General features: G+C 69.2%; 20 protein-coding genes and 1 tRNA gene. 17 read left to right on the top strand and 4 right to left on the bottom strand.

Annotated features, from left to right (window positions below):
* Positions 1-58 precede the first annotated feature (58 nt).
* Positions 59-1,180: a sugar-binding protein gene (locus tag FSY98_RS02795; RefSeq protein ID WP_144873783.1), complete on the top strand. Its 1,122-nt coding sequence runs from the start codon at positions 59-61 to the stop codon at positions 1,178-1,180.
* A gap of 175 nt (positions 1,181-1,355) precedes the next feature.
* Here the strand turns inward: FSY98_RS02795 and FSY98_RS02790 are convergent, their stop codons facing one another.
* On the bottom strand, positions 1,356-2,819 hold the full coding sequence (locus tag FSY98_RS02790) for an HNH endonuclease signature motif containing protein (RefSeq protein WP_144873781.1): 1,464 nt from the start codon (positions 2,817-2,819) through the stop codon (positions 1,356-1,358).
* 273 nt (positions 2,820-3,092) lie between these two features.
* Between FSY98_RS02790 and FSY98_RS02785 the strand changes: the two genes are divergently transcribed.
* The 10 genes from FSY98_RS02785 (at position 3,093) to FSY98_RS02740 (ending at position 14,637) form a co-directional block, all read left to right on the top strand.
* Positions 3,093-4,004 (top strand): phosphotransferase, encoded by a 912-nt coding sequence (locus FSY98_RS02785; RefSeq protein WP_144873779.1) that lies wholly within the window; start codon positions 3,093-3,095, stop codon positions 4,002-4,004.
* A 143-nt stretch (positions 4,005-4,147) separates the two neighbouring features.
* Positions 4,148-5,956: an ABC-F family ATP-binding cassette domain-containing protein gene (locus FSY98_RS02780; protein ID WP_144873778.1), complete on the top strand. Its 1,809-nt coding sequence runs from the start codon at positions 4,148-4,150 to the stop codon at positions 5,954-5,956.
* 97 nt (positions 5,957-6,053) lie between these two features.
* Positions 6,054-7,004, top strand: a complete 951-nt coding sequence (locus FSY98_RS02775) for an ABC transporter substrate-binding protein (protein ID WP_144873776.1) — start codon at positions 6,054-6,056, stop codon at positions 7,002-7,004.
* A 29-nt stretch (positions 7,005-7,033) separates the two neighbouring features.
* A complete protein-coding gene (locus FSY98_RS02770; protein ID WP_260857236.1) occupies positions 7,034-8,077 on the top strand; it encodes an iron ABC transporter permease in 1,044 nt (347 codons plus the stop codon).
* A 3-nt stretch (positions 8,078-8,080) separates the two neighbouring features.
* Complete coding sequence (locus FSY98_RS02765) at positions 8,081-9,133, top strand: iron chelate uptake ABC transporter family permease subunit (RefSeq protein WP_144873772.1); 1,053 nt, start codon at positions 8,081-8,083, stop codon at positions 9,131-9,133.
* Positions 9,130-9,915 (top strand): ABC transporter ATP-binding protein, encoded by a 786-nt coding sequence (locus tag FSY98_RS02760; protein ID WP_144873770.1) that lies wholly within the window; start codon positions 9,130-9,132, stop codon positions 9,913-9,915. The genes FSY98_RS02765 and FSY98_RS02760 overlap by 4 nt, the downstream gene beginning before the upstream one ends.
* 40 nt (positions 9,916-9,955) lie before the next feature.
* Positions 9,956-11,794 carry a Na+/H+ antiporter gene (locus FSY98_RS02755; RefSeq protein WP_144873768.1) on the top strand — a complete coding sequence of 613 codons (1,839 nt, stop codon included), beginning with the start codon at positions 9,956-9,958 and terminating at the stop codon, positions 11,792-11,794.
* Between the two features lie 125 nt (positions 11,795-11,919).
* Complete coding sequence (locus tag FSY98_RS02750) at positions 11,920-12,828, top strand: MetQ/NlpA family ABC transporter substrate-binding protein (protein WP_144873766.1); 909 nt, start codon at positions 11,920-11,922, stop codon at positions 12,826-12,828.
* A gap of 106 nt (positions 12,829-12,934) precedes the next feature.
* Positions 12,935-13,978: a methionine ABC transporter ATP-binding protein gene (locus FSY98_RS02745; protein ID WP_144873764.1), complete on the top strand. Its 1,044-nt coding sequence runs from the start codon at positions 12,935-12,937 to the stop codon at positions 13,976-13,978.
* Positions 13,978-14,637, top strand: coding sequence for a methionine ABC transporter permease (locus FSY98_RS02740; RefSeq protein WP_144873762.1), 660 nt, complete (start codon positions 13,978-13,980; stop codon positions 14,635-14,637). Before FSY98_RS02745 ends, FSY98_RS02740 begins: the two co-directional genes overlap by 1 nt.
* Here FSY98_RS02740 and FSY98_RS02735 read toward each other — a convergent pair.
* Positions 14,624-15,625, bottom strand: coding sequence for a pseudouridine synthase (locus tag FSY98_RS02735; RefSeq protein ID WP_144873760.1), 1,002 nt, complete (start codon positions 15,623-15,625; stop codon positions 14,624-14,626). The genes FSY98_RS02740 and FSY98_RS02735 overlap by 14 nt on opposite strands.
* Positions 15,626-15,635: 10 nt before the next feature.
* The gene (locus tag FSY98_RS02730) at positions 15,636-16,571 is read right to left on the bottom strand and encodes a GlxA family transcriptional regulator (RefSeq protein WP_144873758.1); all 936 of its coding nucleotides are present in this window, start codon (positions 16,569-16,571) and stop codon (positions 15,636-15,638) included.
* Between the two features lie 108 nt (positions 16,572-16,679).
* Here FSY98_RS02730 and FSY98_RS02725 point away from each other — a divergent pair, with 108 nt between their 5' ends.
* The gene (locus tag FSY98_RS02725; protein WP_144873757.1) at positions 16,680-17,621 is read left to right on the top strand and encodes an NADP-dependent oxidoreductase; all 942 of its coding nucleotides are present in this window, start codon (positions 16,680-16,682) and stop codon (positions 17,619-17,621) included.
* A 61-nt stretch (positions 17,622-17,682) separates the two neighbouring features.
* On the opposite strand, the gene FSY98_RS02720 is transcribed toward FSY98_RS02725, so the two are convergent.
* A complete protein-coding gene (locus tag FSY98_RS02720; RefSeq protein ID WP_144873755.1) occupies positions 17,683-18,177 on the bottom strand; it encodes a MarR family winged helix-turn-helix transcriptional regulator in 495 nt (164 codons plus the stop codon).
* Between the two features lie 91 nt (positions 18,178-18,268).
* Here FSY98_RS02720 and FSY98_RS02715 point away from each other — a divergent pair.
* From FSY98_RS02715 to FSY98_RS02695, 5 genes are all read left to right on the top strand, one after another.
* Positions 18,269-18,340 (top strand) — tRNA-Gln (locus tag FSY98_RS02715).
* 1 nt (position 18,341) lies between these two features.
* A complete protein-coding gene (gene glmU / locus FSY98_RS02710) occupies positions 18,342-19,769 on the top strand; it encodes a bifunctional UDP-N-acetylglucosamine diphosphorylase/glucosamine-1-phosphate N-acetyltransferase GlmU (protein ID WP_144873752.1) in 1,428 nt (475 codons plus the stop codon).
* Between the two features lie 8 nt (positions 19,770-19,777).
* Complete coding sequence (locus tag FSY98_RS02705; RefSeq protein ID WP_144873750.1) at positions 19,778-20,812, top strand: ribose-phosphate diphosphokinase; 1,035 nt, start codon at positions 19,778-19,780, stop codon at positions 20,810-20,812.
* A gap of 95 nt (positions 20,813-20,907) precedes the next feature.
* Positions 20,908-21,369, top strand: a complete 462-nt coding sequence (locus FSY98_RS02700) for a hypothetical protein (RefSeq protein ID WP_144873748.1) — start codon at positions 20,908-20,910, stop codon at positions 21,367-21,369.
* Positions 21,370-21,384: 15 nt separating this feature from the next.
* Positions 21,385-22,242, top strand: a complete 858-nt coding sequence (locus FSY98_RS02695; protein WP_144873746.1) for an FAD:protein FMN transferase — start codon at positions 21,385-21,387, stop codon at positions 22,240-22,242.
* Positions 22,243-22,248: the final 6 nt, after the last annotated feature.

The raw sequence follows: 22,248 nt of genomic DNA, 5'->3' as shown, positions 1-22,248 counted from the left end.
CGAATCCTCGCGCAGTGCTCGCACGCAGGATCCGTCACATCACACAGAAAGAGATCACATGAAGAAGATCATCGTCACAGCGACAGCGCTCGTCGCGACGGCTGCCTTCGCCCTGACCGGCTGCTCGGCCGAGCGTGGCGGCGACACCGGCTCGGGTTCGGGCGAGGAGGCCACCAAGGGCTTCGCGGCCGACGCAACGATCGGCGTCGCGCTTCCCGACAAGACCAGTGAGAACTGGGTCCTTGCGGGCCAGCTCTTCACCGACGGTCTGGAGAAGGCCGGCTTCAAGGCCGACGTGCAGTACGCCCCGGCCAGCAACACGGTCGCGGAGCAGCAGAACCAGATCCAGGCCATGGTCACCAACGGCGCCAAGGTCATCATCATCGGTGCGAAGGACGGCAAGCAGCTGGCCACGCAGGTGCAGGCGGCCAAGGATGCCGGTGCCTACGTGATCGCGTACGACCGTCTGATCGAGAACACCGAGGCTGTCGACTACTACGTCGCGTTCGACAACTTCAAGGTCGGCAACCTGCAGGGCCAGGCCCTGCTCGACGGCCTCGCCGAGCGCGCCGGTCACGAAGCCCCGTACAACATCGAGCTGTTCTCGGGTTCGCCGGATGACGCCAACTCGAAGGTCTTCTTCGACGGTGCCATGGAGGTCCTGCAGCCGAAGATCGACGACGGCACGCTGAAGGTCGTCTCGGGTCAGACCGCGATCGCCCAGACCGCGACCGAGGGCTGGCTGCCGGAGAACGCGCAGAACCGTATGGACACGATCCTCACCTCGTCGTACAGCGGTGACACGGTGATCGACGGCGTGCTGTCCCCGAACGACACCCTCGCTCGCGCCATCATCACCTCGGTGCAGCAGGCCGGCAAGCCGGTTCCGGTCGTCACGGGTCAGGACTCCGAGGTCGAGTCTGTGAAGTCGATCATGGAGGGCGTGCAGTACTCCACGATCAACAAGGACACCACGCTGCTCGTCCAGCAGTCGATCAAGATGGTCCAGGAGCTGCAGAAGGGCGAAGAGGTCGACGTGAACGACACCGAGTCCTACGACAACGGTGTCAAGGTCGTCGACTCCTACCTGCTCGACCCGGTCATCGTGACCAAGGAGAACGCGGCTGACGCGTACGCGAACGTCCCGAGCCTGCTCGAGATCGTGAAGTCGTACGAGTAATCACGCAGAACACGCGCTCGTCGTGTGAGGGAGCCGCTCGGGTCGAGAGACCCGGGCGGCTCTTCTGTTCTTTTCTGTTCTCTGCGGTGCGGTGCGGTGCGGTGCGGTGCGGTGCGGTGCGGTGCGGATGCCGGTGTGCTGCGACCTGTTCAGAGCCGCATCCTCGAATCGCCTCTCAGAACGGCGCCGCCGGCGCTGACGTCAGGATTCGCGAGGGTACCTCGGCTGTCGGGAGGTCGAAGCCGGGCCCGCTCGCTGAGAACCGATCCGCGTCGCGCACCGCCGCAACGGCATCGGCATCGCGGAACACCACCGTGTTCGGTGCGGGCGGGTGGTCCGTGTAGTGCTGCCCGGTCGGGCTCGTCCACCGCAGCACGCCATCACCCAACTGCTCGACGTGCCAGGGGGAGTGATGCTTCAGCACGTGATGGCGACGGCAGAAATGAGCGAGATTCGTGGCGCAGGTTTCGCCGCCGGTCGCCGCGTCATGGTTGTGGTCGAGATCGCATTTCCGCGCTGCGATACCGCAGCCGGGGAACCGACAGCGTTGATCGCGAGCGCGAAGGTGTCTCCGAAGGTGCTCGCTGGGTCGGTACCGATCGACAGCGAGCATCCGCCCGCTCACGGGATCGGTGAGCACGCGGTTCCACCCTGAGGCGTCACCCGCGAGGACACGGGCGGTCTCGGCATCCACCGGGATCGCGCCGTCGAGCTCCGCTGGGGGCGCCCCCATCGCGTCTGCAGCCTCGCCGCCGATGAGGGTGAGCGCGGGCACCGTGATGTCGACACGAGCCTGGATCGCCCCCAGCATGCCATCAGTCGTGTCGTGGCCCGCAGGCACGCCGGTGAGCACGAGGTCGGTCAGCAGGTCGGCCCGGATCTCGTCGACCGTCCGCTCATCGCGTCCGTGCATCCGCTCATCGCGTAGGTGCATCCGCTCATCGCGCACGTGCTTATGCTCCTCGCGAGTAGCCGCGCGAGCGAGTGCGCGGTTCTCGTCGCGCAGGGCATGGGCCGCCTGAGAGAGTCGATCGAACATGCCGTGAACGAGCACGGCTGGAGCGTGCACATGCAGGCCGGCCATCCCGTCCTCGCCGTCGGTGACCCACACTCGGCGACTTGCCCGAGCGTCTCGGTGGCGTTCATCGATGGACCGCACCAGGAATCGCTCTGCGACTCGGCGGGCGAGCGGTCGAAGTCGGTTCGGCGACTGCTCCTCGGCGAGCGGGATCATCTGCGCGGCATAGGCGGCGCGATCGGCGTCGTCCGAGAGGTGCGCGCCCGCATCGACGATCACTCGCGAATGTGCGGCACTGAGTCGGCCCGCACCCTGCGCCGCCCACACCGTCGGGAACTGCTCGACGAGGAGGGTCGCATCGGAAATCCGACGCTCCACGGTGCGGTCGCTCACCCGCTGCACCGCTCCGATCTCTGCGGCGACCGCTCTGATCGTGTGGTCGCCGCCGTCGGGGTGGCTGCCTTGCTTCGCGATGTCGAGCGCGAGTTTGCCGGCGATCGCAAGGAGCCCGTCGCGTGCTGCCTGCATGGCAGCCAGCGTCTGATCAGCGACGCGCAGCGTCTCGACGAGGCCGGCGAGGGCGGCCATCTGCGAGTCCGTCGCGTCGAGGAGAGCTGTCATGACCTGAGTCAACCACCGACCACCGACATTCGAACAGATATTCGATGTTTGCCAGCAGTGAATACCGATGTTCTCGAGGGGCGACGCGGGTGCGAGCCGCCCGCGCAACGCCCGCCGCCGCTCGCGCAACGTCCGCAACGCCCGCCGTCGCCCGCGCAACGTCCGCGGTCGCCCGCTCGGCACCCTCGCCGTCGCCCGCTCGGCACCCTCGCCGTCGCCCGCTCGGCACCCTCGCGACCGCGTGGGTCCGCGCCCGACGGGTAGGGTGGCTCGATGGTCCGGCTCGAATGGTCACAGCTCCCGGGCGAGATCCGCGCTCGGATCGAGGACATCGCCGGGGCCGTCGCCGGTGAGGCGCAGACCCAGAGCGGCGGGTTCTCGGCCGGGCTGGCCTCGCGTGTTTCCTTCCGCAACGGCCGGCGTCTCTTCGTCAAGGCGGTGCATGCCTCGTCTGCCGGCACGTTCGACCTGTACCGCCGAGAAGCCGACATCCTGCGCCTGATCCCTCCAAATCTTCCTGCGGCTCATCTGATCGACGCGTTCACTCAGGGGGAGTGGACGGTGCTCGTCATCGACGATGTCGAGGGGCGGCATCCTCGAAAGGACTCACGCTGCGACACCGAGCTCGTCCTCGACGCTGTCGCGGCATTCCGCGCCGTGCCACCGCCTGCGACGCTGCCGCGACTGGCCGACGAGCTCGCGGACGACGCGGGGTCCTGGGCGCGCCTGGAGGAGCGCGAGCTTCTCGACGACACCACGCCCTGGTGCGTGGCGAACGTCGACTTCCTGCGGGCTCAGGCCGAACGCGTGGGCACCGCGGTGGCCGGAGAACGCCTCGTCCACGGTGATCTCCGATCCGACAACATCCTGCTGGACGAGACGGGTCGGGCCCGCCTCCTCGATTGGCCATGGGCTGCCAGGGGAAGAGGGTGGGAGGATGCCCTGCTCTACCTTCTCGATCTCCGGGTGGCGGATGCGGAAGCCGACGTCGAGGCGCTGCGCGCGCATCCGGTCTTCGACGGTTCGTCGACGGAGGATCATGTCTCTCTCCTCGCGGCCATCGGCGGGGGATGGTTCGAGAAGTGCCGGTGGCCGGCACCGCCCGGTATGACGACGCTCCGCGATTTCCAGCGTCGTGAAGCGCTCGCCGCCGTGACCTGGATCGAGCACCTGTCTGCCCTGTGAGACACCCGACGCGCACCGGCGACACCCGACACGTACCGCCGCCGCCCGACACGTACCGCTCGACATCCCCCGCTCGCCCGCACGGATCGACCCACCTCGCCCGCACGGCACCCTCGCCTCGCGCGACTACCCTGGAAGATGACATGGCACATCTTCTCGGGGCCGAAGCCCTGCACCTCGAATACGCGACCAGGGTCGTCTTCGACTCCGTCACCCTCGGCATCGAAGAGGGCGACCGCATCGGCATCGTCGGCCGCAACGGCGACGGCAAGTCGAGCCTCCTCGGCATGCTCGCCGGGACGAAGGAGCCCGACTCCGGCCGCGTCACGGTGCGCGGGGGCACGACGATCGGCGTCCTCTCGCAGGCCGACACGCTCGGCGACGACGTCACGATCGCCGAGGCCGTGGTGGGCGACACCCCGGAGCACGAGTGGGCGGGTGATGCGCGCGTCCGCGATGTCATCGCCGGGCTGCTGACCGATCTGCCGTGGGACGCACGCATCGGCTCGCTCAGCGGAGGCCAGCGTCGGCGTGTGTCGCTCGCGAAGCTGCTCGCGGGCGATTGGGACGTCATCGCGCTCGACGAGCCCACGAACCACCTCGACGTCGAGGCGATCACGTGGCTCGCCGGCCACCTCAAGCGGCGCTGGGCCGCGAACTCGGGCGCGCTCCTCGTCGTCACGCACGACCGGTGGTTCCTGGACGAGATCTGCACTGAGACGTGGGAGGTGCACGACCGCATCGTCGAGCCGTTCGAGGGTGGCTACGCGGCGTACATCCTGCAGCGGGTGGAGCGCGACCGCATGGCGGCGGCCACAGAGGCGAAGCGGCAGAACCTCGCCCGCAAGGAGCTCGCGTGGCTGCGACGAGGCGCGCCTGCCCGCACCAGCAAGCCGAAGTTCCGCATCGACGCGGCCAACGAGCTCATCGCCGACGTGCCGGAGATCCGCGACGCGGTGTCGCTGCAGTCTCTCGCGGTCTCGCGGCTCGGCAAAGACGTCGTCGACCTGCTCGACGTCGGCGTCGCCTATCCGACCGACGGCGGCGGCAGCAGGCGCATCCTCTCGGATGTCGAGTGGCGGATCGCGCCCGGCGAGCGCACCGGCATCCTGGGCGTGAACGGCGCGGGCAAGTCGACCCTCCTCGGACTCATCTCGGGAACGGTGGAGCCGACGGAGGGGCGCATCAAACGTGGCACCACCGTCAAGGTGAAGACGCTGACGCAGCGCCTCGACGAGCTCGAGCAGCTCTGGAACGACCCCGTTCGCGTCGTGATCTCCGGCCTCCGCACCTCGTACACGATGGGGGCGGGATCCAAGGCGCAGGACCTCACGCCGGGGCAGCTGCTCGAGCGTCTCGGCTTCTCGTCCGCGCAACTCTCGACGCCTGTGAAGGACCTCTCCGGAGGTCAGCAGCGTCGGCTGCAGCTCCTCCTCGTGCTGCTCGATCAGCCCAATGTGCTGATCCTCGACGAGCCGACGAACGACATGGACACCGACATGCTCGCGGCCATCGAGGACCTCCTGGACTCCTGGTCGGGCACCCTCCTCGTCGTCAGCCACGACCGGTACTTCCTCGAGCGGGTCACCGACCAGCAGTATGCGATCCTCGATGGTCGTCTGCGTCACCTTCCCGGCGGCGTCGACGAGTACCTGCGCCTGCGCCAGCTGCAGCACGCGGCGCCCGCTGCCGGCAGCAGAGCGGATGCCGCGGCCGCGCCGACCGGCCTGGACGGCGCCGAGCTGCGCGCAGCGCAGAAGGAGGTCGCCGCGCTGGAGCGGCGCATCCAGAAGCTCACCGACCAGGTCGACAAGGCCAAGCACGCGCTCGCGGATCACGACCAGTCGGACTACGCCGGACTCGGCGACCGGATGAAGAAGATCGGGGAGCAGGAGTCGGAGATCGAGGAGCTGGAGCTCCGCTGGTTCGAGCTGACGGAGCAGCTCGGCTGACAGGCACGACACGCCAGAGTCGGGCTTAGGTTTGGCTACCCTAACCACGACTGGATAGTCTCGGAGCATCCCTTCCGACGACAGAATTGGTCATGCCGTGAATCGCCGCCTCGCCCTCGCCGCCCTCGCCTCCGCATCCGCGCTGCTGCTCGCCTCGTGCGCCTCCGCGGAGACCGCGGGGCAACCGGACGGTGACGCCGTCACGCTCACGCATCCGTCGATCGACGGTCTCGAGATCGACTTCGACGCCCAGCCGGAGAACATCGTCATGGATTGCTACGCGTACAGCTCGCTGCACGAGTACGGCATCGAGCCCGTCGCGCTCTTCGGTTTCGAGTGCGACAACCCCTTCGTGATGGGGGATGCCGACATCAGTGACATCGAGGTCGTCGGCAAGGACGGCGAGATCGACGTCGAGAAGCTCGCGGAGCTGCGGCCCGATGCGATCGTCGGGCAGGGGACCGCCGACGGCTGGCAGTGGTTCGACGAGGACGTGAACGCGCAGATCACCCGTGTCGCACCGTTCGTCGCCCTGCCGGGCGGGGACACGATCGATGGGCGCATCGCCGACACCAGGGAGATCGCGGAGTTCTTCGGCGCCGACGTCGCGTCCGAGGAGATCCTGGCCTCCGACGAGGACTTCGAGGCCGCGAAGGAGGCCGTCCGCACAGCGGTCGCCGACAACGGCCTGAACATCATGCTGGCAAGCCCCGCCAAGGAGATGCTGTACACGGGCGTCGGCTTCGCGCAGGCCGACCTGCTCGCGGAGCTCGGCGCGACGGTCGTCGGTGCGGCCGCGCCGGAGACCGGTAACCCCTGGGGCCAGGTCGCCTGGGAGGACGCCTCGACCTACCCGGCCGACGTCCTGCTCGTCGAGGGGTACTCCGACGACTTCTCGTTCTCGGCGGAGCTGTGGGACGCTCTTCCCGCGGTGAAGGCCGATCAGCTCGGAGCGTGGAGCTCGAAGGGTGCCATGACGGCGTCGACCTACGCGCAGTGGCTGAACGACGTGGCCGACCTCGTGTCGGCATCCGGCAAGGTCGCCTGACCTCTCCGCCGGCGTCGATCGTCCCCATGATGTCGCAGGTCTCGCTCGCCGCGCCGCGCAGAGCCGGTACGCAGGCCGCGGTGCCCCGTCGGTGGATCGGCCTTCTGGTGCTGCTGATCCTGTGCGTCCTCGCCCTCGCAGCGAGCATGCTGGTCGGGTCTCGCGCAGTGGCTCCCCCCGACGTGCTGCACGCGCTGCTGCAGCCGGACCCCGACGACGCGATCTCGCAGACAGTGTGGTTGTCGCGCGTGCCGCGCACGGTTCTCGTCCTCGTGGCGGGTGCCGCGCTCGGTGTCGCCGGGGCCCTCATGCAGGCCGTCACCCGCAACCCGATGACCGATCCCGGCATCCTCGGGGTGAACGCGGGCGCCTCGCTCGCGGTCGTGGCGGGGCTGGCGTTCTTCGCGGTGACGGACATCTCCCACTACATGTGGTGGTCGTTCGCCGGCGCGATGCTGACCTCGGTGGCGGTGTTCATGATCGGCAACACCGGAGCGGCTCGAGGCAACCCCGTTCGCATGACGCTCTCCGGCGTCGCCCTGGGTGCGGTGCTGACGGGGTTCAGCTCGGCCATCCTGCTCTCGAACTCCGAGGTCCTCGAACGCATGCGCGGGTGGTCGGCCGGCACCACGGCATCCCAGCCGCTCGGCGACACGATGGCGATCGTGCCGTTCATCGTCGTCGGCCTCGTGATCGCTCTGGCGAGTTCCCGAGCACTCGATGTGCTGTCGCTCGGCGAGGCGTCTGCGGTGGCGATGGGTGCGCATCCGAATCGCATCCGCGTGGTGGCTCTTGTCGCCGTCGCGCTGCTGGCCGGGGGTGCGACAGCGGCCGCAGGACCGATCGGCTTCCTCGGACTGCTGGCTCCCCACGTCGCGCGCATGATCGTCGGACCGCACCAGGGGTGGATCATGGCCTACTCGGTGCTCATCGCCCCGACGGTGCTGGGATTCGCCGATGTGCTCGGACGGGTGATCACCGCGGGGGAGGTGCCGGTCGGCGTCGTCACCGCATTCATCGGCGCCCCGGTGCTCATCTGGATGGTCCGACGCTTCCGGGTCTCGGAGGTGTGACGCATGAGCGATCTCGATTTCGGGCGCCGGATGCTCCGCATCGGCCGCGTCGACCGGCCACTGCTGGTCGTCGACGCCCGTTCGCTGCGCGTGTGCGTGGGGCTGTGGATCGCGACAGCGGCGCTCGCCGTCTTCGCGGTGTTCTCGGGGTCCGCCCAGATCTCACTGCCCGAGGCGCTCGCGGCTCTCGTCGGACGCGGTGACGACTACACCACCATGCTCGTGCTGGAGTGGCGTGCGCCGCGCATCGTCATGGCGGTGCTGCTGGGAACCTGTCTCGCGATGAGCGGTGCCATCTTCCAGAACCTCACCGGCAATCCGCTCGGCTCACCGGACGTCATCGGCTTCCAGACCGGCTCCTACACGGGAGCTCTCGTCGTGATGCTCCTGCTGGGCGGGGGCACCGCGGCGACGATGGGAGGCGCGCTCACCGGCGGCGTCGTGACGGCGTTCCTCGTCTTCTTCCTCGCGTCGAAGGGCGGAGCGGTGCGCGGAGTGCGGCTCATCATCGTCGGCATCGGCGTGAGCGCGATGCTCGCCTCGGTCAACGTCTGGATCCTGCTGAGTGCCACCGTCGAGGATGCGATCATGGCCGGGCTCTGGGGCGCCGGGAATCTATCGGGGATCTCGTGGCCCGCTGTCGCGGCGACCGTCGCCGGAACCGCGGTGTTCATACTCGCCGCTCTCGCGCTGAGCCGCCCGATGCGCGTCATGCAGATCGGTGTGCCGTTCGCGACGGCTCTCGGTTCGAACGTGCGCCTCGTGCAGGTGAGCGCCATCATCATCGGGGTGGGGCTCACCGCGCTCGCGACGGCGACCGTCGGATCCATCTCGTTCATCGCGCTCGCGGCGCCGCAGATCGCGCGACGCATCGTCCGCTCCGACGGGCTGGCGCTGGGGCCGACCGCTGCCGTCGGGTCGCTCCTGCTGCTGCTGGCCGATGTCGTCGCGCAGCGGATCTATCCTGACTCGCCGTTGCCGGTCGGCATCGTGACCGTCTCGGTCGGCGGACTGTACTTCCTGTGGCTGCTCCTGAGAGAGGGGAAGAGAAGATGACACGTCTCACCGTCGAGGAGGCGACGCTCGGGTACGCCGATAGGGTCATCTGCGATGACGTCTCCGTCGAGATCCCGGACGGGGCGTTCACCGTGATCGTCGGCCCCAACGCCTGCGGCAAGTCGACGCTGCTGAAGAGCCTCACGCGGCTGCTCGAACCGGCCGGAGGGCGGGTCCTGCTCGATGGGCGGAGTCTGCATCGGCTGCCCACCAAGCACGTCGCCCGCGAGGTCGGTCTGCTGCCGCAGGGCCCCGTCGCCCCCGACGGCATCCGCGTGATCGATCTCGTGTCGCGCGGACGCTACCCCCACCAGCGTCTGTTCTCACCCTGGACGCCGGAGGACGAGGCGGCCGTCGCGGAGGCGATGGACGCCACCGGGACGAGGCACCTCTCCGGTCGCATGGTCGACGAGCTGTCCGGCGGTCAGCGACAGCGCGTCTGGATGGCGGTGGCCCTCGCCCAGCAGACGCCCATCCTGCTGCTCGACGAGCCGACGACCTACCTCGACCTCAGCCATCAGGTCGAGCTGCTCGAGCTGTGCCGCGCCCTGAACCGCACCCTGGGCAGCACGCTCGTGGCGGTGTTGCACGATCTCAACCAGGCCGCGCGGTACGCGGATCACATCATCGCGATGAAAGACGGAGCGGTCGTGGCCACCGGCCGCCCGGAGGACGTCGTCACCGAATCGCTCGTCGCCGATGTCTTCGGTCTCCACGCCAGGGTGATCCTCGATCCGGAGTCGGGCACTCCGCTCGTCATCCCGCGCTGGTCGCACGGCTGACCGGGGAATATCCTTCTCTCATCCGCGTTGGGAGGTAGGGATGGAAGGCCTCGAAGTAACCGTCCTCATCGGACTCACGATCCTCGTCGGAGCGCTGCTCGCTCCCCGTATACGCCTCGCTCTGCCGCTCGTCCTCGTCATCTTCGGTCTCGCGCTGGGGTTCGTCCCGCAGCTGCGGGAGATCCAGCTGCCGCCGGAGACCGTGCTGCTGCTGTTCCTCCCGGTGATGCTGTTCTGGGAGAGCCTGACGACCTCGCTGCGCTCGATCCGCCGCGACTTCCGCTACATCCTCCCGATGAGCACGCTGCTCGTCGTCGCATCCGCCTTCGCCGTCGCCGGCATCGGCGTGCTGTTCGGGATGCCGTGGGAGATCGCCCTCATCCTCGGCGCCGCGGTCGCCCCTCCTGATGCCACCGCGGTCGCGGCCCTCGGCCGCCTGCTCCCGCGCCGCATGTTCATGAAGCTCAAGGCGGAGAGCCTCACCAACGACGGCACCGCGCTCGTGCTCTACGCCATCGCGGTGTCGTTGGCGATGGGCGGCAACATCACGCCGTGGTCCGTCACCCTTTCGGTGCTCGTGTCGTACGTCGGCGGCATCGCCGCGGGTGTGGTCGTCGCCGCTCTCGGATACCTGCTGCTCAGGCGCACCTCCCGCACCGTCGTGATCAACGTGACCCTGCTGCTCGTCCCGTTCACCTCGTTCCTGCTCGCCGAGATCGTCCATGCGTCCGGAGTGCTCGCCGTCGTGGTCGCGGGTCTGATCGTCGCCTACGTCTCGCCGCGGGTGACGACGGCATCCTCCCGCCGCCAGGCCGATGCCGCGTGGCCGTTCGGGGTGTTCCTGCTCAACGGCGCCCTGTTCGTGCTGATCGGGCTCGAGGTGCAGTTCGTCGCGCACGAGATCTCCGCGGCCGCGATCGGACGCCTCGTGCTCGTCACGCTCGCCGTGTGGGTCACCCTCCTCGTCGTGCGCTACGTCTTCCAGCTGCTCAACGCCGTGTTCCAGCGACAGCCAGCAGGCGGCCGGACGCGCGGATCCCGCTCCCGGGCGCGCGCGGTCTCGACAGTCGCCGGGATGCGCGGCGCGGTGTCTCTCGCGATCGCCCTGTCCGTCCCTGCGGCGAGCGCGACGGGCGGCGAGCTCGCCGGACGCGATCAGATCGTCTTCGTCACGGCCGGCGTGATCCTCCTCAGCCTCCTCGTGCAGGCGCCGCTTCTTCCCGCGATCGTGCGGTGGGCACGGTTCCCCGTCGACCACGCGGAGGACGAGGAGTACGAGCTCGCCGAGCGCACCATCTCGGGCGCAGCCCTCGCCGCTCTCGACGACCTCGCGGCCGAGCACGGCGTCGGGCAGGAGATCCGCGACAGGGTGCGCGCGGAGGGCTACCAAATGCTCGAGTTCTCGAATGCGCGCGCGCTCGCCAGAGAGCAGGCGATCGTGGATGCCGAGGCGCGCGCCCTCGACGAGATGCTCGACGAGCCGGACCCGCTCGGTGTGAGCGGTGGCACGGGCGGTGGCGGCACGGGCGGCGCCCGCGTGGTCACCGCGATCGGGGGAGCGGATTCCCCGTCCGGCATGAACGCGGCGGTCGCCGACGGGGAGACTCCGGTCGACGGCGACACCGCGGAGGTCGCCGCGGGAGAGGTCAGGACGCTGCAGATGATCGCCACGTCGCCCGACGTCGACATCATGCAGCGGTCTCCGCTCGTGCGCCATGACGAGCACACGCGCCTCAAGCTCGCCCTCATCGACCGCAAGCGTGAGGTGCTGCTCGGGCTCCGCCGCTCGGGGAGGGTCGACGACCTCGTGGTGCGCCGCATCTCGGCCCGCCTCGACCTCGAGCAGGTGCGTCTGCAGGGCATCGAGGAGTTCGACTGACGCGTCGCGACGCTCGGAGGCGTAGCTCCGATATACCGCTGTGACGCTCTGTGACACTCGATTCTCGGGTGGCGACTGCGGCTGCCTAACGTACTCGAGTCCCCCAAGAGAGGAATCCACACTCCATGTCACGCCGCACCACTTCCCTGATCGCCGCGCTCGCCGCGGTTCCGCTGTTCGTCGCCCTCTCGGGCTGCGCGACCGCGACTTCCGACGCCGGATCCGGCGGTGACTCCGGGGGCGACGAGACCGTCAAGATCGGCGTCGTCGGCAAGGGCGACCCGCAGTGGGCGCCGTTCGTCGAGGCAGCCGCCGACGAGGGCATCACGGTCGAGCTGGTCGACTTCGGCTCCTACGAGCAGCCGAACCCGGCGCTCAAGGAGGGCGAGATCGACCTCAACCAGTTCCAGCACATCGTGTACCTGGCGAACTACAACGTCAGCTCGGGGTCGGACCTCGAGCCCATCGGCTCCACCGCGATCTACCCCCTCGGTCTGTACTCGAAGAAGTACGACGACGTGGACAGCATCCCCGAGGGTGAGACCGTGGCCGTTCCTGACGACGCGTCGAACCAGGCTCGTGCGCTGCTCGTGCTCCAGTCGGCGGGTCTCGTCGAGCTGAAGAGCGGCGGGTCGATCTTCTCCGACCTCGCTGACGTCGACACGGCGAAGTCCAAGGTCAAGGTCACCGCGCTCGAGGCGGCGCTCATCCCGACGTCTCTGCCCGACGTCGCCGCTGCGGTCATCAACAACGACTTCGTCCAGGACGCGGGTCTGACGTTCGACGACGCGATCGCGCAGGACGACCCGGAGGACCCGAACGCGCTGCCGTACGTGAACATCTTCGCTGCGCGCGCCGAGGACGCCGACAACGAGACGTACCTCAAGCTGGTCGAGATCTTCCAGACGAACGAAGACGTGCAGGCCGGCCTTCTCGAGTCCTCCGGCGACACCGCGGTGCCGCTGCAGACGCCTGTGGAAGACCTCGTCGCCTCCCTCGACAAGGTCGAGAAGGACACCGAAGCACAGAAGTGAGTCGGCCAGGGGTGTGACCCACCCCTGGTTGATGCGAGAGAATCGGGTGGCGCCACGCGCGTCACCCGATTCGCCGTTCCGCCACCCACCCACCACCGGAGCACCCATGCCGATCGTGAGCCTGACCGACGTGTCGAAGGCCTACCCCTCCCGTACCTCCCGTGACGCTGAGATCGTCGCGGTCGACGGCGTCACCCTCGACATCGAGAAGGGCGACGTCTTCGGGATCATCGGGTACTCGGGCGCAGGCAAGTCGACGCTCGTGCGACTCATCAACGCCCTTGAGCCGGCCACAGCAGGCACGATCCTCGTCGACGGGGTCGACATCACGACGCTGTCGGAGAGCGCGCTGCGCAAGGTCCGCGGCGGCATCGGCATGATCTTCCAGCAGTTCAACCTGTTCTCGTCGCGTTCTGTGAAGGCGAACATCGCCTACCCCCTGAAGCTGGCGGGGTGGTCGAAGGTCGACATCGAGGAGCGCGTCACCGAGCTGCTGTCCTTCGTCGGACTCTCCGACAAGGCCAAGGCGTATCCCGAGCAGCTCTCGGGTGGTCAGAAGCAGCGCGTCGGCATCGCCCGCGCCCTCGCCACCAAGCCGTCGATCCTGCTGGCCGACGAGGCGACGAGCGCCCTCGATCCGCAGACGACGCACGAGGTGCTCGATCTGCTGAAGCGCGTGAACCGCGAGCAGGGTGTCACGATCGTCGTCATCACGCACGAGATGGACGTCATCCAGACCATCGCCACGAAGGTCGCCGTGATGGAACGCGGCCGGGTCATCGAGCAGGGGGACGTGTTCGACGTCTTCTCGGCCCCGCAGAACCCCGCATCCCAGCGTTTCGTCGGGACGGTGGTCAAGGGCATCCCGTCGCCCGCCGAGCTGGCGGTGCTGCGCGAGCGGCACCAGGGACGCATCGTCACGTTCTCTTTCCGCGACGGCGACTCCTCGCAGGCGCAGGTCTTCCTCGACCTCGCCGCTGCCGGTCTCGACTTTGAGCTCGTGTACGGCGGCATCAACGACATCCGCGGTCGCGCGTTCGGGCACCTGACCCTTGCGATCCGCGGAGACGCCCCCGCCATCGACCGCGCTCTGGCGACGATCGGCGAACGAGTCGAAGTGACCGAGCTCGCCGGAGAGGAGGCCCGCTGATGGATCGGCTGATCGAACTGGGCCCGGAGTTCTGGTCCGCCGCGCTCGAGACGCTCTACATGACCACGTTCGCGCTGGTGCTCGGCGGGGTGCTGGGTCTCGTGATCGGCGTCGTGCTCTACGTCACCCGCCCCGGCGGCCTGATGCAGAACGCCGCGGTGTCGGCCGTCGCCAACCTCGCCGTGAACTTCTTCCGCCCGATCCCGTTCGTGCTCTTCGTCGCGGTCGCCCAGCCGTTCGCGCGTGCCGTGGTCGGTACCGGCATCGGCACGACGGCCGGCGCCTTCCTCATCGGCATCGCCGCCGCGTTCGCGATCGGTCGCATCGTCGAGCAGCACCTCATCTCGGTGTCGCCGGGCGTGATCGAGGCCGCGCGTGCGATGGGCGCGAGCCCGCTGCGCATCCTCTTCACCGTCGCGATCCCCGAGTCGCTCGGCCCGCTCATCCTCGGCTACACGTTCATCGTCGTCGCCCTGATCGACATGACGGCCATGGCCGGACTCATCGGCGGCGGCGGTCTCGGAGCCTTCGCGCAGGTCTACGGTTTCCGTCAGTTCGAGCCGGTCGTGATGTGGGCGGCGATCATCCTCATCGTCGTCTTCGTGCACCTCGTGCAGCTGCTGGGCACGCGCCTCGCGCGCAAGATCATGCGTCGCTGACCGCGTTCGCGCCGGCGCGAGCGTTCGCGCCGGCGCGAGCGTTCGCGCCGGCGCGCTCAGGGGCGCCCGGCGCGAAGGCGAGCGAGCGCCGCGTGGCGAACTCCCGCGTGACACCGCTCACGGGATCGACGAAGCGCAACTCGCGGGCGAGCAGCTGCAGCGGCCGGTCGAAGTCGTCGGGGGTCTCCGGCAGCAGCTCGGGGTAGAACCGATCGTGCAGGATGCCGAGCCCGATTGCCGCGAGATGCACCCGCAGCTGATGCATCTTGCCGCTGTGCGGTCGCAGCAGGGTATGGACGACGCTCTCGTCGACATCCTGGATCTCGATCAGGGTCTCCGCGTTCGGTTCGCGGTCGGGAACGACCTCCACGCACAGCTGGGCGCGCGGCTTCACGATGTGGTTGCGGTATACCAGGGGGAAGCGCCCGGCGTCCTGATCCCACCCCGCAGGGCGGGCGGACACCGCTTCGTACGTCTTCTGCACCTCGCGGTTCTCGAACATCAGCTGGTAGGCCCCGCGGGTCGCCGGCCGTGCCGAGAACATGAGCAGGCCGGCCGTGGCCCGATCGAGCCGGTGGATCGGCGTCAGCTCCGGGATGTCGAGCAGATTGCGCAGTCGCACGAGCGCAGAGTTCTGCACGAACTTGCCGCCGGGGGTGGTCGGGAGGAAGTGCGGCTTGTCGATCACGATGAGGTCGGCGTCCTGATGCAGCACCTCGATCGCGAACGGGATGTCGCGCTCCTCCGGCGGCTCGCGGTAGTACCAGACGAACTCCTCCGCTCCGAGCGGCGTGTGGCGGGTGAGCGGCCTCCCGTCGCGCGACACGATGTCGCCCCGATCGAACCGCATCAGCAGCCGTTCCGGGTCGAGATGGAAGAACCGATCGATCATGTACGCCGCGACCGTGGGCCATTCCCCGGTCAGGGGCACGTGGAGCCGGGTCGCTCCGACGCCGTCGCGCATGGGGAGAGGGGAGAGCATGCCCATTCGACTCAGCCTACGCGGCGCGCGCGAACCGCGACCGGTACTGCTGGGGTGCGAGCCCCAGACGTTCGCGGAAATGCTTGCGGAGAGCGGCGGAGGTGGCGAATCCCGAACGCAGCGCCACGTCGTCGATCAGCAGGTCGGTGGTCTCCAGGAGCTCCCTGGCGCGGTCCACGCGCGCGTCGGCGAACCAGTCGCCCACCGTGCGACCCGTCTCGCTGCGGAACCGCCGGGTGAGAGTGCGGACGCTCATGCCGAAACTCGCTGCGACCGCTGCCAGCGACAGCGGCTCCTCGATGTGTGCGAGGAGCCAGGCCTGGATGTCGCCGGCTGACCCGGCGGGTGTCTGCGGCACAGGCGGGCGCGCGATGAACTGGCGCTGACCTCCGCCCCGGTGCGGTGCGGCGAGGGTCGCCTGGGCGACCGTGGCTGCGACCGCTGCGCCGTGGTCGTTCGAGATGAGGTGCATCGTCGCGTCTACGGCGGCCGATGCGCCGGCCGCCGTGAGCACGGATCCTTCGTCGACGAAGAGCTCGTCCTCGCGCAGCCGCACGAGGGGGAAGCGGCGGGCGAACTCGTCGGAGGCGCACCAGTGCGTCGTCGCCTCCTTGCCGTCGAGCAGGCCGGCGGCAGCGAGCGTGAAAGCCCCGGTGCAGAAGCTCACGATGCGCCGGTCGGCGTACTGGGCGAGGCCGATCGGGTCGCCGGCGGTCTCGGCGGCGCTCCAGGGCGGAACGATGATGGTGTCGGCGGTCTCGAGGATCGTCCGGTCGGCGCCGGGCGTGATCGCGAAGTCGGCGTTCGTCTCGACGGGGAGGCCGTCGAGGGTGCAGGTGGTGACGGAGTACAGCGCCTCGCCGTCGCGCTGTGCGGCGCGGAAGAAACGGGCGGGTACGCCGAGCTCGTAGGGGAAGACGCCGGGGAGGGCGACGACGGCGATTCGATGCATGGCTCTATCGTGACACATGTTGTCCTTCGGGTCACTGGTGGTGCCCCGACGCGGAGGGCAAGCTGAGACCTGCGATCAGATGATCCGCAGACAAGAGAGGCAGTTCCCGTGCGTTCAGCGAAGTACTCAGGCCCCGGCTCCGCCGCCGACGTCATCTCGATCGTCGAGACTGACACCCCGACACCCGGCCCCGGCGAGGTCCTGCTCAGGGTCGGCGCAGCCGGGCTCAATCCGGTCGACGTGAAGATCAGGGCGGCGGCGCACGACTTCGGCGTCATCCGCTACACCGACCGCCCCGGATGGGATGTGGCCGGAGTGGTCGCCGAGGTCGGCGCCGACGTCGCCGACTGGGAACGAGGCGACCGGGTGCACGCGCTCGCCGCGTTCCCCGACGCCGCACACACGCTGGCCGAATACGCCGTCGTCTCCGCCGCCGACCTCGCTCCGATCCCCTCGACCTGGTCGACGGCCCAGGCGGGCGCCGCGCCGCTCGCCGTCCTCACCGCGTGGCAGGCTCTGGATGCCGCCGGTGTGAGCGACGGGCAGCGCGTCCTCGTCCTGGGCGGCGCAGGCGGCGTCGGCCACCTCGCGATTCAGCTCGCCGTCGCCCGCGGTGCCGAGGTCGTCACCACCGGCAGCCCGGCGAAGCACGAACTGCTGCGCTCGTGGGGAGCGACAGAGGTCGTCGACTACCGCGACGGGAAAGCTCTCGCTGCGATCGCGCCGGTGGACGCGGTGATCGTCACGGTCGACGGCACCCTCCCGCCGCGTGGCGCCGTGCAGCAGGGTACCTCCGTCATCACGATCACCGGCCTCACCGCGGCGCAGAGCGCGCAGCTGTCGGACTGGGGCGCGACGCCGGTGCAGCGCATCCTCGTGCATGCCGACGGCGCAGAGCTCACCGAGATCGCGACGCTCGCGGAGGCCGGGAAGGTGACCGTGCACCTCGACTCGAGCTTCCCCCTCGACCAGCTGGCCGCAGCCGAGGAGCGGGTGGAGACGGGCCGCGCGACCGGCAAGGTGGCGGTCGTCGTCGACCGGGCGATCTGACGCGGCGCCGGTCGGGGCCGACGCGGCCCCGACCGGCAGCAGCGCGTCAGGCACCGGGAAGTCAGGTGTCGAAGCTGAGGCTCAGTTTGCGCAGCAGCGCGGCGAGGCGTTCGCGGTCACCGCGCGAGAGGCCCTGCAGCAGGTCGGCCTCGACATCGACGAGGCGGGTGATCGCGGCATCCACTCGGATGCGTCCGTCGTCAGTGAGCGTGACCAGTACGCTGCGGCCGTCTGCAGGATCCGCCTCTCGTCTGACGAATCGCCGCCCGACGAGACGGTCGATGCGGTTGGTCATCGTGCCGCTGGAGACGAGTGTCTGCTGCAGCAGCTGCTTGGGGGAGAGCTGGAACGGCGCGCCCGCGCGGCGCAGTGCCGAGAGCACGTCCCACTCCCACGGCTCGAGATCGCTCCGCCGGAACACATCGCGCCGCGCGCGGTCGAGGAGGCGGGTGAGCCGGTCGACGCGCGACAGCACCTCGAGGGGCGAGAAGTCCAGGTCGGGGCGCTGGGTGTTCCAGGCGCCGACGATGCGATCGACTTCATCCGCCTGGCTCATCCGTCCATTATCGCGGGGCGCACCGCTATCGCCGCTCGCACACGGACGGACGTGGCAGACTTGACGGGCGGCCGCCCCCGAGGCGCCGCGGTCCGCCGTGGTGTAATGGCAGCACGACAGCCTTTGGAGCTGTGAGGTCTAGGTTCGAGTCCTGGCGGCGGAGCATGACCGGCAACAACCTCGCGATCATCGTCCTCGCCGCAGGCCAGGGCACCCGCATGAAGTCGCGCCTCCCGAAGGTGCTGCACGCCATCGGCGGCAGGCCCCTCGTCGGACACGTGCTGACGACCGCCGCGCGGCTCTCGGCCGACCACGTCGAGGTCGTCGTGCGCCACGAGCGCGACCAGGTGGTCGAGGCTCTGCGCGAGGACTACCCTGACGCCGTCTTCATCGATCAGGACGACGTGCCGGGAACGGGCCGTGCGGTGCAGGTGGCGATCGACGCCATCCCCGATTTCGACGGAGACGTCCTCGTGCTCTCCGGCGACTGCCCGCTTGCGGACGCGGACACGCTCGGGGCGTTCCTCGCCGAGCATCGGGATGCCGGGGCCGCGGCCACCCTGATGACCGCGGTCGTCGACGACCCGACGGGCTACGGCCGAGTGATCCGCGACGCCGAGGGCGGGGTCGACCGCATCGTCGAGCAGAAGGACGCGACCGCCGACGAGGCGGCCGTGCGCGAGATCAACGCGGGGATGTACGTCTTCCGCGCCGAGGTGCTCCGTCGTTACCTCCCGCAGGTGGGTGTCGAGAACGCGCAGGGGGAGATGTACCTCACGGACGTCCCCGGCCTGCTCCGTGCCGCCGGTGACCGGGTCTCGGCATCCGTCGTCTCCGACGTGTCCGTGACCTTCGGCGTCAACGATCGCGCGCAGCTTGCGCTGGTCGGGCGACTGCTGAACGAGCGCATCGTGCGGCGGTGGCAGCTGGAGGGCGTCACCGTCGTCGACCCGGCGACGACCTGGATCGACGATGACGCGACCCTCGCTCCGGACGTCACGATCCTGCCGCACACGCAGATCCTGCGTGCGACGAAGATCGGCGCCGGTGCGATCATCGGACCCGACACCACACTCGTCGACTGCGAGGTGGGGGAGGACGCTGTCGTGCGCCGCAGCGACGCCACGCTCGCTGTGATCGGCGCCGGGGCGACGGTCGGACCGTTCTCGTTCCTGCGGCCCAACACCGTGCTCGGAGCGAAGGGCAAGATCGGCGCGTACGTCGAGACGAAGAACGCGGAGATCGGCGACGGGAGCAAGGTTCCGCACCTGTCGTACGTCGGCGACGCCACGATCGGTCGCGGCGTGAACCTCGGCGCGAGCACCATCACCGCGAACTACGACGACGTCGACAAGCACCGCACCGTGGTCGAGGACGAGGTGCACACCGGGTCGCACACGACCCTCGTCGCGCCCGTTAGGCTGGGTGCTGGCGCCAAGACGGGTGCCGGTGCCGTCGTCCGCAAGGACGTCCCGGCCGGTGCCCTCGCCATGAGCGTCGCCCCTCAGCGCAACATCGAGGGCTGGGTCGAGAACAACAGGGCAGGCACGGGTGCGGCGGATGCCGCTGCCCGGGCACGGACGGCGGAGTAGGCGGACTGATGGCGCGCAAGAAGAAGACGGTCGATCTGGATCGCGACAACGGCATCGCGCCGGGACTCGTCGCGAAGACCAAGAAGCGGCTCGTCGTCGCGGGAGGCCGCTCGCACCCTGAGTTGACGGCGGCCGTCGCCGCGGCTCTCGGCACCGAGATCGCGCCGGTCGAGCACCGCACCTTCGCCTCGGGCGAGATCTACGCCCGCTTCGAGGTGTCCATCCGCGGATGCGACCTCTTCCTCATCCAGACGTTCGGCGAGCCCGTCAACGAGTGGCTCATGGAGACGCTCATCATGATCGACGCGGCCAAGCGCGCGTCGGCGAAGCGCATCACCGTCGTCGCGCCGTACTATCCGTATTCGCGTCAGGACAAGAAGGGCCGCGGTCGCGAGCCGATCAGCGCTCGTCTCGTCGCCGACCTGCTGAAGACGGCGGGCGCCGACCGCGTCATGAGCGTCGACCTGCACGCGGCGCAGATCCAGGGCTTCTTCGACGGCCCCGTCGACCACCTGTTCGCGAAGCCCGTGCTGCTCGATCACTTCCAGCGCACGCTCAGCCCCGAGGACCGCGAGATCCTCACGGTCGTCTCGCCCGACATGGGCCGTGTGCGGGTCGCCGACACATGGTCCGACAGCCTGGGTGCGCCGCTCGCCATCATCCACAAGCGCCGTGACCCCAAGGTCGCCAACCAGGTCTCGGTGCACGAGATCGTCGGTGCGGTCGCCGGGCGCACCTGCCTCCTCGTCGACGACATGATCGACACAGGCGGCACGATCGTGAAGGCGGCGCAGGCGCTCAAGGCCAACGGTGCGCACCGGGTGATCGTGGCGGCCACGCACGCGATCTTCAGCGATCCCGCGTCCGAGCGCCTCCAGGACGCGTCGATCGACGAGGTCGTCATCACCGACACGATCCCGCTGACGGAGTCGCGTCGCTGGGAGAAGCTCACAATCCTCCCGATCGCTCCGCTGCTCGCCCGCGCCATCCGCGAGGTCTTCGAGGACGGATCGGTCACGAGCATGTTCGGCGGCGACGCGTAGGACATCCAGCGTCACGGCACAGCCGGCGCATAGGACGCATCCCTACGGTCGATTCAACGACATGCAGTTGTCTCGAACAGAGCCGGAGGACCATCATGATCCGCACGACCGTACCGACCACTGTCCGCAAGGGTTCCGCACTTCTCGGCGTCGCCGGGCTCCTCGTCCTCGCCGGGTGCTCCGGCACGAGTGACGCGCAGACGCCGTCCACCGGCGACGACGGCAGCACGTCGTCGTCCGACTCGGCCGCCACGGGCGGCGAGTACAAGGACGGCACCTACGAGGCCGAGGGCTCGTATCAGACGCCCGAGACCGTCGAGTCGATCTCGGTGTCGCTGACGATCGCCGACGGTGTGGTCGAGAGCGTCGAGGTGACCGGCGACCCCAAGGCCCGTGAGAGCGAGCAGTACCAGGGGCAGTTCATCGACGGCATCTCGGACGAGGTCGTGGGCAAGTCGCTCGATGACATCTCGGTGAGCCGTGTCGCCGGATCGTCGCTCACCAGCGGCGGCTTCAACCAGGCCGTCGAGTCGATCAAGGAGCAGGCGGCCGCCTGAGGCGCCTGACCCGCCATGGCGATCTGGCGCTTCGAGGCGATCGGGACCCGGTGGGAGATCGAGACCGGGCATGACCTCGATGGCACCCAACGGCGTGCGGTGAGCGCGGAGATCGACCGCTTCGATCGCGAATGGTCGCGATTCCGCGCCGATTCGGCGGTCGCTCGCCTGGGTAGAGAGGGCGGCTCGCTGCTCTCGTCCGACGCGGGACCGATGCTCGATGCGTACCGCGACGTCTCGGCGGCGACCGGTGGCGCCGTCAATCCGCTCGTCGCCGACAGCCTCGTGTCGCTCGGCTACGACGCCGCCTATTCGCTGACGGCCGGACCGCCGATCGCGGCGCCGTCGCAGTGGCGGAACACCGTCCGATGGACGCGGGGCGAGGTCACGGCATCCGCTCCCGCCCTGCTCGACGTCGGCGCACTCGGCAAGGGTCGCCTCGTCGACCTCGTGACGGACGTGCTGTCGGACGTGCCCGGTGACCTCGTCGTCGATGCCGGTGGCGACATGCGGACCAGGGGAGCGGTCGTGCGGGTCGGCCTCGAGCACCCCTACGACCCCACCGCGGCGATCGGCATCGTCGAACTGCAGGATGCTGCGCTGTGCGCGTCGGCGGTGAACCGTCGCGCATGGGGCGACGGGCTGCACCACGTCCTCGATGCCCGCACCGGAGTCCCCGTGCGCACCTGGGCGGCGACGTGGGCGATGGCGTCGGACGCCATGAGAGCGGATGCCGTCGCCACCGCCCTCTTCTTCGACGGCGGGCCAGAGCTCGCCGACGAGTGGGGCGTGGAGTGGGTGCGGATGTCGACCGACGGACGTGCACAGCGCTCGGCCGGCTGCCCCGCCGAACTGTTCACCGTCAGGGCGTGAAGGCGC

This window comes from Microbacterium sp. 1.5R (genome assembly GCF_007667425.1).
Lineage (GTDB): Bacteria > Actinomycetota > Actinomycetes > Actinomycetales > Microbacteriaceae > Microbacterium.
The sequence above is the reverse complement of the archived record's forward strand: the minus strand, read 5'-3'. Positions and strand labels throughout refer to the sequence as shown.